At 70.0% G+C, this 12032-nt stretch carries 14 protein-coding genes and 1 pseudogene; 7 read left to right on the top strand and 8 right to left on the bottom strand.

Annotation, left to right across the window (positions count from 1 at the left end):
* Positions 1 to 101 precede the first annotated feature (101 nt).
* Positions 102 to 278 carry a hypothetical protein gene (locus tag ACWFRU_RS40510; protein WP_453693587.1) on the bottom strand — a complete coding sequence of 59 codons (177 nt, stop codon included), beginning with the start codon at positions 276 to 278 and terminating at the stop codon, positions 102 to 104.
* 128 nt (positions 279 to 406) lie between these two features.
* Positions 407 to 1048 carry a DNA-3-methyladenine glycosylase gene (locus tag ACWFRU_RS40505; protein WP_453693585.1) on the bottom strand — a complete coding sequence of 214 codons (642 nt, stop codon included), beginning with the start codon at positions 1046 to 1048 and terminating at the stop codon, positions 407 to 409.
* A 127-nt stretch (positions 1049 to 1175) separates the two neighbouring features.
* Between ACWFRU_RS40505 and ACWFRU_RS40500 the strand changes: the two genes are divergently transcribed.
* The 3 genes from ACWFRU_RS40500 to ACWFRU_RS40490 all read left to right on the top strand — a co-directional run bounded on the left by ACWFRU_RS40500 (position 1176) and on the right by ACWFRU_RS40490 (position 3211).
* Complete coding sequence (locus tag ACWFRU_RS40500; protein WP_453693583.1) at positions 1176 to 1958, top strand: sporulation protein; 783 nt, start codon at positions 1176 to 1178, stop codon at positions 1956 to 1958.
* Between the two features lie 60 nt (positions 1959 to 2018).
* A complete protein-coding gene (locus ACWFRU_RS40495) occupies positions 2019 to 2558 on the top strand; it encodes a YbhB/YbcL family Raf kinase inhibitor-like protein (protein WP_453693581.1) in 540 nt (179 codons plus the stop codon).
* Positions 2559 to 2704: 146 nt separating this feature from the next.
* Complete coding sequence (locus tag ACWFRU_RS40490; protein ID WP_453693579.1) at positions 2705 to 3211, top strand: HNH endonuclease; 507 nt, start codon at positions 2705 to 2707, stop codon at positions 3209 to 3211.
* 30 nt (positions 3212 to 3241) lie between these two features.
* Here the strand turns inward: ACWFRU_RS40490 and ACWFRU_RS40485 are convergent, their stop codons facing one another.
* The 3 genes and pseudogenes from ACWFRU_RS40485 to ACWFRU_RS40475 form a co-directional block, all read right to left on the bottom strand.
* On the bottom strand, positions 3242 to 4201 hold the full coding sequence (locus ACWFRU_RS40485) for an SPFH domain-containing protein (protein ID WP_453693577.1): 960 nt from the start codon (positions 4199 to 4201) through the stop codon (positions 3242 to 3244).
* A gap of 119 nt (positions 4202 to 4320) precedes the next feature.
* Positions 4321 to 4749: an NfeD family protein gene (locus tag ACWFRU_RS40480; RefSeq protein WP_365827000.1), complete on the bottom strand. Its 429-nt coding sequence runs from the start codon at positions 4747 to 4749 to the stop codon at positions 4321 to 4323.
* A 349-nt stretch (positions 4750 to 5098) separates the two neighbouring features.
* Positions 5099 to 5629 (bottom strand): annotated as a pseudogene (locus tag ACWFRU_RS40475) (ABC transporter ATP-binding protein); the annotation flags it as partial.
* A 123-nt stretch (positions 5630 to 5752) separates the two neighbouring features.
* Between ACWFRU_RS40475 and ACWFRU_RS40470 the strand changes: the two are divergent.
* On the top strand, positions 5753 to 6535 hold the full coding sequence (locus ACWFRU_RS40470) for a hypothetical protein (RefSeq protein WP_453693575.1): 783 nt from the start codon (positions 5753 to 5755) through the stop codon (positions 6533 to 6535).
* Between the two features lie 209 nt (positions 6536 to 6744).
* Here the strand turns inward: ACWFRU_RS40470 and ACWFRU_RS40465 are convergent, their stop codons facing one another.
* The 3 genes from ACWFRU_RS40465 to ACWFRU_RS40455 form a co-directional block, all read right to left on the bottom strand.
* A complete protein-coding gene (locus ACWFRU_RS40465) occupies positions 6745 to 6990 on the bottom strand; it encodes a chaplin (protein WP_453693573.1) in 246 nt (81 codons plus the stop codon).
* 169 nt (positions 6991 to 7159) lie between these two features.
* Positions 7160 to 7822: a response regulator gene (locus ACWFRU_RS40460; protein ID WP_453693571.1), complete on the bottom strand. Its 663-nt coding sequence runs from the start codon at positions 7820 to 7822 to the stop codon at positions 7160 to 7162.
* Positions 7815 to 8960: a GAF domain-containing sensor histidine kinase gene (locus tag ACWFRU_RS40455; RefSeq protein ID WP_453693569.1), complete on the bottom strand. Its 1146-nt coding sequence runs from the start codon at positions 8958 to 8960 to the stop codon at positions 7815 to 7817. Before ACWFRU_RS40455 ends, ACWFRU_RS40460 begins: the two co-directional genes overlap by 8 nt.
* 192 nt (positions 8961 to 9152) lie before the next feature.
* Here ACWFRU_RS40455 and ACWFRU_RS40450 point away from each other — a divergent pair, with 192 nt between their 5' ends.
* The 3 genes from ACWFRU_RS40450 to ACWFRU_RS40440 all read left to right on the top strand — a co-directional run bounded on the left by ACWFRU_RS40450 (position 9153) and on the right by ACWFRU_RS40440 (position 11944).
* Positions 9153 to 9851 carry an SDR family NAD(P)-dependent oxidoreductase gene (locus tag ACWFRU_RS40450; RefSeq protein ID WP_453693567.1) on the top strand — a complete coding sequence of 233 codons (699 nt, stop codon included), beginning with the start codon at positions 9153 to 9155 and terminating at the stop codon, positions 9849 to 9851.
* Positions 9848 to 10930: an S-adenosylmethionine:tRNA ribosyltransferase-isomerase gene (locus tag ACWFRU_RS40445; protein WP_453693565.1), complete on the top strand. Its 1083-nt coding sequence runs from the start codon at positions 9848 to 9850 to the stop codon at positions 10928 to 10930. Before ACWFRU_RS40450 ends, ACWFRU_RS40445 begins: the two co-directional genes overlap by 4 nt.
* Before the next feature lie 294 nt (positions 10931 to 11224).
* On the top strand, positions 11225 to 11944 hold the full coding sequence (locus ACWFRU_RS40440) for a transglycosylase SLT domain-containing protein (protein WP_453693563.1): 720 nt from the start codon (positions 11225 to 11227) through the stop codon (positions 11942 to 11944).
* The last annotated feature ends 88 nt before the right edge of the window (positions 11945 to 12032 follow it).

Below are 12032 nucleotides of genomic sequence, written 5' to 3'. Positions count from 1 at the left end.
TCTGGCGTTGACTTTTGGCACGCTGTTGAGTTCTCAAGGAACGGACGCTTCCTTTGTACTCACCCTCTCGGGCTTTCCTCCGGGCGCTTCCCTTCAGTGTTTCATTTTGTCCTGCTGTCTTGCGTTTCCAACTCTACCAGATCCGTTTTCCGTTCCGTTTCCGGTTCGGATTTCATTTCCGGTGGCCGTTGGGGGCCTTTGCCTTTCGGCGTGTTCACTACGTTAGCGGATTCCCTCTGCAACTCATAATCGAGTTCCGCGAGTTCGAATTCCGGCATGCGAGCATGCGAAATGCGCCCCCGCTGAGGGGAAGTCGTAGGTAGTGGTTGGCCGCTCTCGGCTGCTGGCAGATTGCCGTAACCGGGTCAAGCGGCTCGGGCCACATTACGGTCCGCCCAGGGCCGCGTCAAGTTCGGCGGCGTCGCGGCGTATGGGCCCGATAGGGGCTCACCGTCGGGTCGTTGGACGCCCAGAAGCGCCAGGGGTGGACGGCGCCTTCGCCGCCGACTCCCGTACGCGGGCCGCTGCTGACCTGGTCGGGGTCGACGGGGGTGCCCGCGAGGAGAGTGAGGGGGGCGTCCCCGCCCGCGCAGAGGTCGGTGCCGTTCAGGCTGCGGTCCACGTCGAGGGCTGTGGCCAGGCGTGCCGGGCCTTTGGCCAGTTCCCTGTCGTTGCGGGCCGAGAGTCGACGCTTGCGGGCGGTCTCGGCTCCGGCCGTGATCTCCCCCGCCCGGAGCAGGACTCCGCTCGCCTGGCCTTCCGGGCCGCACACCACGTTGAGGCAGTGCCACATGCCGTAGGTGAAGTAGACGTACGCGTATCCGGGCGGACCGAACATCACGCTGTTGCGGGCGGTGGGGCCGCGATAGGCGTGTGACCCCGGGTCGGCCTCGCCCGCGTAGGCCTCCACCTCTGTCAGGCGCAGCTCGATCGGCCCGTCCGGTGAGCTGCGTACGAGGACGCGGCCCAGCAGATCAGGGGCCACGTCGAGGACAGGGCGTGCGAAGAAGTCATGGGTGAGGGGCGTACGGTCAGGGGCCTCGATCATGGCGTCCGAGCGTACTGGAGACGGTCCGAACGGGCAGGGCGCGGAACCGGACGTGGGTTCACCGCGTTTGTATGGATCAAGGATTCAAGTCGAGTCGAACCACAGGCGGGGCCTGGGGAGGAGAGTCATGGGGTTCAAGAAGCTGCTTGCGAGCCTGGGTGCCGGCGGTGCGTCGGTGGAGACGGTGCTGACGGAGGTCAACGTCGTACCGGGTGGTGTCGTCCAGGGTGAGGTGCGGATCCAGGGCGGTTCCGTGGACCAGGAGATCGAGGGTCTGTCGGTCGGTCTGCAGGCGCGGGTGGAGGTCGAGGGCCAGGACCAGGAGACGAAGCAGGACATCGAGTTCACCAAGCTGCGCCTCGGTGGGGCCTTCACGCTCCAGGCGGGTCAGGTGCACGCGGTGCCGTTCGGGCTGGAGATCCCCTGGGAGACGCCGATCACCTCCATCGACGGGCAGCAGCTGCGCGGGATGAACATCGGTGTGACCACCGAGCTCGAGATCGCGCGGGCCGTGGACTCCGGTGACCTGGACCCGGTCAACGTGCACCCGCTGCCGGCGCAGCAGGCCATCCTGGACGCGTTCATCCAGCTGGGCTTCCGCTTCAAGAGTGCGGACATGGAGCGCGGGCACATCCGTGGCACGCGGCAGAAGCTGCCGTTCTACCAGGAGATCGAGTTCTTCCCGCCGCAGCAGTACCGCGGCCTCAACCAGGTCGAGTTGAGCTTCGTGGCCGACGACCGCGAGATGGACGTCGTCCTGGAGATGGACAAGAAGCCGGGTCTCTTCAGTGAGGGCAGCGACTCGTTCCGGTCCTTCAAGGTCGGTCTGAACGACTTCCAGGGCACGGACTGGGCGGCGTACCTCAACGAGTGGCTGTCCCAGGTCGGCAGCAAGCGCAACTGGTTCTAGGCTCGGGACGGAAGAGCTGTAGAGCTACCGCCGATCAGGAACCAACCAGGAGGTGCTGACGTGACCGAGCTCAAGAGGCCGCCGCTTCCGCATGACTTCCATCCGCCCGTGCCGTCCTTCACGGTCGTGAGCGAGGACTTCGAACCGGGTGCGGTCCTTAAGGACGCTCAGGTCCAGGCGGCCGGGAACACCTCGCCGCACCTGCGGTGGGAGGGCTTCCCGCCGGAGACCAAGAGCTTTGCCGTGACGTGCTTCGACCCGGACGCGCCCACGGGCAGCGGATTCTGGCACTGGTCGGTCATCGACATCCCGGTGTCGGTGACCGAGCTGCCCACCGGCGCGGGCAGCGGCAAGTTCGAGGGGCTGCCCGAGGGCGCGATCCAGGTGCGCAACGACTACGGGACGAAGGAGTTCGGGGGCGCCGCGCCGCCTCCCGGTGACCCGGCGCACCGTTATGTGTTCACCGTGTACGCGGTGGACCAGGAGAAGCTCGGTCCGGACTCCGACGCCTCGCCCGCCGTCGTCGGGTTCAACCTCCGGTTCCACACGGTCGGGCGTGCGCAGGTGCTCGCCGAGTACGCGGCTCCCGCCGGTAGCTGAGCGTTCACTGAACGTTTGCCCGCCCCTGGTCATGGAAGTGATCAGGGGCGGGCATTTTTTATTGCGTTGTCCATCTCGGCGCGCCCGGCCAGAGTTGATCCCAGCCCGCCAGGGGTGGGTCGGTGTGCATACGGGAGGTGGGCGAAATGCGGGACACGCTGGTGCTGAACGCGAGCTTCGAGCCGCTGTCGACGGTGACGCTGAACCGTGCCGTCGTGCTGGTCCTCAGCGACAAGGCCGTCGTCGAACACGCCCACCCCGGACTCCGTGTGCGCGCGGCAGCGGTCGAGATACCGGTGCCTCGGGTGATCAGGCTCTGCAGGTATGTACGGGTGCCTTTCCGAAGACGGGCTCCATGGTCGCGGCGGGGTGTCCTCGTGCGGGACCAGCACCGGTGCGCGTACTGCGGGAGGCGGGCGACGACCGTGGACCACGTGGTGCCGCGGGCGCAGGGCGGTACGGACACCTGGCTGAACACGGTCGCCTCGTGCGCGATGGACAATCACCGCAAGGCGGACCGTACGCCTGAGGAGGCCGGGATGCCGTTGTTGCGGCAGCCCTTCGAGCCGACTCCGGCCGACGCGATGCTGCTCGCGCTCGGCCGGGACGAACTGGCTTCGCTGCCCGACTGGCTGGCTCAGCCCGCGGCTTAGCTCCGCGCCCCGCGCCCCCCTGTCGAGGCCTCAGTCGATACGTGGCTGTTCGCGGCGCTCGGTGGCGGGGGCGGGGACGCTGCCGGTGGCGCCGGAGCTGCCGGAGCCGCCGCCCAGGGGGCCGAAGTTGCCGAGTGCGCCGCCGAGGCCCTTGAGGGCGTCGCCGATTTCGCTGGGGACGATCCAGAGCTTGTTCGCGTCGCCCTCGGCGATCTTCGGGAGCATCTGGAGGTACTGGTACGAGAGGAGCTTCTGGTCCGGGTCGCCGGCGTGGATGGACTCGAAGACCGTACGGATCGCCTGGGCCTCGCCCTCGGCGCGCAGGGCCGCGGCCTTGGCCTCACCTTCGGCGCGCAGGATGGCGGACTGCTTCTCACCTTCGGCGCGCAGGATCTCCGACTGGCGTACACCTTCGGCCTGGAGGATCGCGGCGCGCTTGTCTCGGTCGGCGCGCATCTGCTTCTCCATCGAGTCCTGGATGGAGGTCGGCGGCTCGATGGCCTTGAGCTCGACGCGGTTGACGCGGATGCCCCACTTGCCGGTGGCCTCGTCCAGGACGCCGCGCAGCGCCGCGTTGATCTCCTCGCGGGAGGTCAGGGTCCGCTCCAGGTCCATGCCACCGATGATGTTGCGCAGCGTGGTGACGGTGAGCTGCTCGATCGCCTGGATGTAGCTGGCGACCTCGTACGTCGCGGCGCGGGCGTCGGTCACCTGGTAGTAGATGACGGTGTCGATGTTCACCACGAGGTTGTCCTGGGTGATCACCGGCTGGGGCGGGAAGGGGACGACCTGTTCACGGAGGTCGATGCGGTTGCGGATCGAGTCGATGAACGGGACGACGATGTTCAGGCCCGCGTTCAGCGTCCGTGTGTAGCGGCCGAAGCGCTCGACGATCGCCGCACTGGCCTGCGGGATGACCTGGATCGTCTTGATCAGGGCGATGAAGACCAGCACCACCAGAATGATCAGGACGATGATGATTGGTTGCATCGTTGTTCCCCGTACCCCTCTTGCCTCGGTGTTCCCGGAAGATCCGCAGAGCCAGCACGTGGGTCGGCGAAGATCTTGCTGGTCGAGTCTGACAGACCGCCGCACACCCCGTGGTGGATTCACATGACGACGGCCGTCGCTCCGTCGATCTCGACGACATCCACCTCGCGTCCCGCCTCGTAGCTCTGGGCGGTGTCGAGCGCGCGGGCCGACCAGACCTCGCCGGCGAGTTTGATCCGGCCGCCGGAGGCGTCGACGCGTTCCAGGACGACGGCTGTCCTGCCCTTCAACGCCTCGACTCCGGTGGCCAGTTCGGGCCGTTGGGAACGGTGCCGCGCCGCCACCGGGCGTACGACCGCGATGAGCGCGACCGACACCGCGGCGAACACGACGACTTGGAGCACGGTGCCGCCGCCGAGGCCCGCGGTCACGGCGCCCGCGACGGCGCCCACGGAGAGCATGCCGAACTCCGGCATCGCGGTCAGTACGAGCGGGATTCCGAGCGCGGCGGCGCCGATCAGCCACCACACCCATGCGTCGATGTCCACGTGGTCATGGTAGGACCGCGGGACCTTCTCGCACAGGGCACGTGATCTACCGGCCGGAGCGGGCCCGGCCGTTCGCGCCGTTTCAGCCGAGCGGGAGACCCTGCGCGCTCCAGCGCTCGCCGCGCTCCTCGACCACCAGGGGCAGTCCGAAGCACAGGGAGAGGTTGCGGGAGGTCAGTTCGAGCTCCAGCGGGCCCGCGGCCATGATCTTGCCCTGGCGGATCATGAGGACGTGGGTGAAGCCGGGGGCGATCTCCTCGACGTGGTGCGTGACCATGATCATCGAGGGGGCGATCGGGTCGCGGGCCAGACGGCCGAGACGGCGTACGAGGTCCTCGCGGCCGCCGAGGTCGAGGCCCGCGGCGGGCTCGTCCAGGAGGAGCAGCTCGGGGTCGGTCATCAGGGCGCGCGCGATCAGCGTGCGCTTGCGCTCGCCCTCGGAGAGGGTGCCGAACTTGCGGTCCAGGTAGTCCGTCATGCCGAGGCGGTCGAGGAAGGCGCGGGCGCGCTGCTCGTCGACGTCCTCGTAGTCCTCGTGCCAGCCGGCGGTCATGCCGTACGCGGCGGTGAGCACCGTCTGGAGCACGGTCTGGTTCTTGGGCAGCTTCTCGGCCATCGCGATGCCGGCCACGCCGATGCGCGGGCGGAGCTCGAAGACGTCGGTGCCGGGCTTGCCCAGGGTCTCGCCGAGGATGGTGGCGGTTCCGGTGCTCGGGTAGAGGTAGCTGGACGCGACGTTCAGGAGGGTGGTCTTCCCCGCCCCGTTCGGTCCGAGGATGACCCAGCGCTCACCCTCCTTGACCGACCAGGAGACCTGGTCCACCAGAGCCCGGCCCTCGCGGACCACGGATACGTCCTCCAGCTCCAGTACATCGCTCATGAGCGCGTTGTCTCCCATTGCAGTCTCGGCTGTCGCTTGCGTCTGTGGACGCAGTCCCCTGGGAGAAAACCTACGCCACCGGTCGAGCGCTCCCGCCCTTAGCCCGGTCCTTAGGCTGTACGCATGCTCTCGGAACCACGCTCAGGACGCCTGGCGGCATGGGGAAATGCCCTTCTTGCCGGACTTGTCTCGCCGGATGACGCGGTGCACGCGATGGTCGGTGACGACGCCGTGCACCGAGTCGAAGGTCTCCCCGGCGAGTCGGGGCCCGTCGGTCTCACGCTCGCCGTCGGGCGATTGCGCACGCTCGGGGTGACCGGGCTCCGGGTCGCGCTGCCCGCGCCGGGCCATCCGCTCGGCCTGAGCGGTCCGCCCGCGTTCAACGCCCGCGCCCTGGACGCGCAGGAGGCGGTCGTCGCCTTCGGGGCGCCGTACGGCCTGGTGCCCGAGGTGTCCGAGGCGGGGCCCGAGGGTGACGTACACGTGGAGGTCCTCTGGCACTGCCTGCCCGTACGGGAGGCTCCGCCCGCCGATGTGCCCTCGCTTGGCGAGGCGGAGCGTGAGCTGGCCGAAGCGCTGCGGGACGCGACGGAGGTGCTCTCGCGCCTTGACGTCGCGGGCTCGGGACCGGTCGCCGAGGCCGCGGTGGACGCCTACCGGGCGCGGGCCGAGCGCGGGCGCGAGGCTCTGGCCCCCGGTTATCCGCCGCGTGCCGTACGGGTGTTGGAGCTGGCCCAGCGCGTTGGCCTGCTGATCTCGGTGGCGTACGAGAACGGCCATGGCGGGGCCGTGAGCGCCTCGGAGATGGCCGCGCGGGGTGAGGCGCTGCGTCCGGTCGAACGGACGGCTCGGCGGGCGCAGGTGGCCGCGTACAACGCATTTGTGGAGGAGCGGGAGCGGGGCTGAGCCCCGCTGCCTGGGGCGGCCGTAGCTCCGGGGGCCGTTTGTTCCGGAGGGACTGTCGGCCGCGGCACCGTCGTGGCTTGTCGCGCAGTTCCCCGCGCCCCTTACGGGGCACAGCAGCTCAGTTCCCCGCACCCCTACGGGGCACGGCAGACCGGCCCCCCGGGAATTACCCGGGAGGCCGGTAGTCACTGCTGCGCCTGGGGCGTGCGTCAGGCGTTGAGGCCGTCGTTCGCGAAGGCCGGGTTGAGGGCGCCGATGACCGACACGGTGTTGCCCACGGCGTTCACGGGGATGTGCACCGGCGCCTGGACGAGGTTGCCCGAGCCGACGCCCGGCGACTTCACGGCCTTGCCGCCCGCGTGCGCACCGTCCGTGGCGGAGGCGAGACCGGCACCGGCGACGACGAGGCCACCCGCCACCATCGTGACAGCAGCGGCCTTCTTCAGGTTCTTCACTTCTAGACCCTCCTAGCGATCGCCGCGGCCAGCCGCCGCGGCACGCACTGAAAACGGCCGGGCGGCGCGCAGGTTGCGCCAATCGAGGGACATTGACACGACGGTATGAATCTCAGACCGGAACGCATCCATCCGCTCCGACGGTCGGCGGGGTACGCAGAAACGTTAATCAGCCGGTCACACCGTGTCGGACGGCCCACAGGGCGGCCTGGGTGCGGTCGGCGAGGTCCAGCTTCATCAGGATGTTCGAGACGTGGGTCTTGACGGTCTTCTCGGAGAGCACGAGGGCGCGCGCGATCTCGCGGTTCGAGCGGCCGTCGGCGATGAGGCCGAGGACCTCGCGTTCCCGCTCCGTGAGCGAACCGCCCCTCCCCTGGCCGGTGTTGGCCTCCTCCTGGGACAGGAGCGCGCCCGCCACCTCGGGCTGGAGCAGCACATGACCCGCGTGCACGGACCGGATGGCGCCCGCCAGGGCGTCCGGGTCGACGTCCTTGTAGACATACCCGGCGGCGCCCGCGCGCAGGGCCGGGACGACCGTGCGCTGCTCGGTGAAGCTGGTGACGATGAGCACGCGCGCGGGGTTGGCCAGTTCGCGGAGCTTGCGCAGGGCCTCGACCCCGTCCATGCCCGGCATCTTGACGTCCATGAGGACGACGTCCGGCTTCAACTTCTCGGCCTGCTCGACCCCTTCGGCGCCGTCCGACGCCTCCCCCACGACCTCGATGTCGTCCTGCACCTCGAGGAACGTACGCAGACCGCGGCGGACCACCTGGTGGTCGTCGACCAGCAGCACCCGGATCCCCGTCTTCGTCTCGAACACAGCGTCAGCCACCGGGAACCTCCATCTCGATCGTCGTGCCCTTGCCGGGCTCCGATTCCACGGTCAGCCGTCCGCCGACCCCGCCGGCCCTGTCCCGCATCGAGACCAGGCCCAAGTGCCGCCCCGCGCGCCGGATCGCGCGCGGGTCGAAGCCGCTGCCGTCGTCCGTGACGCGCAGCACGGCTCCGGCGCCGCGTCGCACCAGGGTCACGCAGACGTGTTCCGCGCCGGAGTGCCGCAAGGCATTGTGCAGCGCCTCCTGGGCGACGCGCAGCATCGCTTCCTCCTGGGCCGCGGGCAGGGCGCGGATCGCGCGGCTCTCGAAGGTGACGGCGGCGGAGTGCGCGCGGTCCAGGACCTGCGTGTGGGTGCGCAGGGTGGCCACCAGGCCGTCCTCGTCCAGGGCGGCGGGGCGCAACTCCACGACGGCGGCGCGCAGTTCGTCCGCGGCCTCGGCCGCGAGCACGGCCACCTGCTGGAGTTCGCCCTTGGCGCGCGAGGGGTCGCGGTCCACCAGGGCGGCCGCGGCCTGCGCGGTCAGGCGCAGCGAGAACAGCTTCTGGCTGACGGCGTCGTGCAGTTCGTGGGCCAGGCGCGAGCGCTCCTCGGCGATGGTCAGCTCGCGACTGCGCTCGTAGAGACGGGCGTTGGTGAGGGCGATGGCGGCGTGCTGGGCGAGGATCGACAGGAGCTCCTCGTCGTCGGCGGTGAACCCGCAACCGCCGTCCGGCTTGGGGCAGTTCTTGTTCGCGAGGAAGAGGGCGCCCAGCGTCTCGTCCCCGTACCGGATCGGCAGGCCGAGGAAGTCGGACATGTCCGGGTGGGCGGACGGCCAGCCCTCGAAGCGCGGGTCCTTGCGCACGTCGGCGAGGCGCTCGGGCTCAGCCTTGTGCAGCATCGCGGCGAGGATGCCGTGCTGGCGGGGCAGCGGGCCGATGGCACGCCACTGCTCGTCGCTGACGCCGTCGACGACGAACTGGGCGAACCCTCCGTGGTCGTCCGGAACGCCGAGCGCCGCGTACTCCGCGTCGAGCAGTTCGCGGGCCGAGGCGACGATCGTCTTCAGGACGTCGCGCACCTCCAGTTGCCTGCTCATGGCGAGAAGCGCGGAGCTCACCGCGTTCAGGCCGGACCGGGGACCTTGACTCATGGCCTCACCGTACCGGCGGGGTGTGACAGTCCGTATCGGACCAGTGGTGGCCGCCGCCTAGGGCTGTCGGCGTAGGCCCAAGGGCCCTGAGTGGTTGCGGCCGACGCACGAGGCGCCGGGAGCGGTCCCCTTCCTACCGTGAGGTCATCCGCTGGAGAAGCGGCCGCAGGGTGACCCGAGGGGACGGATGTCATGCCGGTAGCGATCATCACGGGGGCTTCGAAGGGGCTGGGGCGGGCGCTGGCGGCGGCGCTCGCCGAGCGGGGCTGGGGCTTGGTGCTCGACGCGAGAACGGCCGCCGTGCTCGATGAGGCCGCCCGCGATCTGGCGGGGCGCGGCGCGCGCGTGGAGGCCGTCGCCGGGGATGTCACGGATGCCGGGCACCGGGCTGATCTGGTGGCGGCGGCGCGCGGCCTCGGCGGTCTCGATCTGCTGGTGAACAACGCGAGCGCGCTGGGCGCGGAGCCCCTCGTACGGCTCGATGAGCTCTCGCCCGATGGGCTGCGGCTGGCTCTGGAGACCAATGTGGTGGCGGCGCTGGGGCTGATCCGCGAGGCGCTGCCCCTGTTGCGGGCCTCCGGGACGGGGGCGGTGGTCGATGTCAGCTCCGACGCGGCCGTGGAGGCGTACGAGACGTGGGGTGGGTACGGGGCGTCCAAGGCCGCTCTCGACCAGCTGTCGGCGGTCCTCGCCGTGGAGGAGCCGGGGATCAGGGTGTGGGCGGTCGATCCCGGTGACATGCGGACCAATCTCTACCAGGCGGCCGTCCCGGTGGACGACGCCTCGGGACGGCCGTCGCCCGAGACGGTGGTGCCCGCCTTCCTGAGGCTGCTCGACGAGCGACCGGCCAGCGGGCGGTACGCCGCCCCTTCTTTGCTGGACGCCCGATGACGCTGGCCGTGCGGGTGCCCGACGAGCTGTCGGCGCGCGTCCCCGCCGAGCAGCGTGGTCCGGGGCTCGGCAGGGACGCGGTGCGGCTGCTCCTGTCGCGCGGGACGGAGGTCTCGCACCACGCGTTCACCGACCTGCCCGCGCTGCTGCGGGCCGGGGACCTGCTGATCGTGAACACCTCACAGACGCTGCCCGCGGCGGTCGACGGAACCATCGGGCACGCGCGCGTGGTGGTGCATTTCTCGACCCGGGGCGACGACGGGCGGTGGGCCGTCGAGTTGCGGGACCCGGACGGCAGGGGCACCACGCGCGCACGGGCGGGCGGGCCCGCGCATGCAGTCGTGCGGCTCCCCGGTGACGTACGTCTGGTCGTCGAGGAGCCGCTGGCCCCGGGGAGCGGGCGGTTGTGGTGGGCCCGGGTGCCGGCCGACGTGCCGTCGCTGCTGCGGCGGCACGGGCGCCCCATCCGATACTCCTACACGGAGAGGGACCAGCCGCTCTCCGCGCACCAGACCGTGTTCGCGCTGCCGTCGGCCGGCGGGGCGGGCAGTGCGGAGATGCCGAGCGCGGCCCGACCCTTCACCGCGGACCTGGTGGCACGCCTGGTGAGCAGGGGTGTGCAGTTCGCCCCGGTCACGCTGCATACGGGGGTGGCGTCCCCCGAGGCGCACGAACCGCCGTATCCCGAGCTCTTCGAGGTGCCCGAGGCGTCGGCGCGGCTGATCAACGCCGCCGCGGCGGGCGGCGGGCGCGTCATCGCGGTCGGTACGACGGCCGTGCGCGCCGTCGAGTCGGCCGCGGGCCCCGACGGGGTGGTCCGGGCGGCAGCGGGCCGTACGGAGCTCGTGGTGACGCCCGAGCGGGGCGTGCGCGTGGTGGACGGGCTGCTCACGGGGCTGCACGAGCCGCAGGCCTCACATCTGCTGATGCTGGAGGCGATCGCCGGCCGGGCCGCCGTGGACCGGGGCTATACGGAGGCCGTACGCCGTCTCTACCTGTGGCACGAGTTCGGCGACGTGCATCTCCTACTTCCGGAGGAGTTTCCTCACACAGAGAGTTGCGACGGCAACTGTTGGTGAGGTTGTTACGGGTCCGATGTGAGCCCGCACATAGGACGCGCATCACGTACGAAGGCCCCTAGTGGAGCGGAAAGTCCTTTATGCGCATGGGGTGCAATGCCATAAATGCGTACACCGCGCCCCCTGATCCACTACCCGGCTTCGTACGTCACTGCTTTGCCACAGAATTTTGCGGCCGCTAAGAATTGCATCCGTCGCTCGGCGCCGCGGTCTCGCACCGCGGCGTTTGTGCCGGATCAGTACATGTCCCCGCCGGCCAGAGCGACCTCCGCGATTCGAAGAGGTCCATCAGCCATGTCCAAGCTCAGCACCCCTGGTCATAGTCGCCCCGCGCCGACCAAGACCCAGAAGTTCGCCATCGCCGGTGTCGCCACGCTCGGCGCCGCCGCCCTCGCGTTCTCCCTCGTGCCGGGCAGCGCCGATGCCGGAACCGAAACCCAGAGCGTCGAGGCCGCCCCGGTGGCCTTCAAGCAGAACGCCGAGGCCCAGCAGGCGGTCGAGGCCGGCGTCATCAAGCAGCACACCGCCGTCGACAAGAAGGCCAAGGACGCCGCCGCCGCGAAGGCGAAGGCCGAGGCCGACGCCGCCGCGAAGAAGCGGGCCGACGAGGAGGCCGCGGCCAAGAAGAAGGCCGAGGACGCGCGCAAGGCCAAGGAAGCCGCGAGCCGTGCCGCCGCGCGCAAGCCGGTCTACGCCAACAACCTCGACGGCTGGATCCGCCAGTCCCTGGACATCATGAAGGCCAAGGGCATCCCCGGCTCCTACGAGGGCCTGCACCGCAACATCATCCGTGAGTCTGCGGGCGACCCGAACGCCAAGAACGGCTGGGACATCAACGCCATCAACGGCACCCCGTCCGTCGGCCTGCTCCAGGTCATCCAGCCGACGTTCGACGCCTACCACGTCGAGGGCACGTCCACGAACATCTACGACCCGGTCGCCAACATCACGGCCGCGGCCAACTACGCCGCCGACCGCTACGGCTCGATGGACAACGTGAACAGCGCCTACTGAGCCTGATCTCCCGATCAACGGACCTCTTCACCGAGGCTCTGCAGACGCCGAAGGGCGGCACCCCCCAGGGGGTGCCGCCCTCTCGTCG

This window comes from Streptomyces sp. NPDC055099 (genome assembly GCF_053607685.1).
Note: the sequence above shows the minus strand (reverse complement) of the source record. Positions and strands in the feature narration are given on the sequence as shown.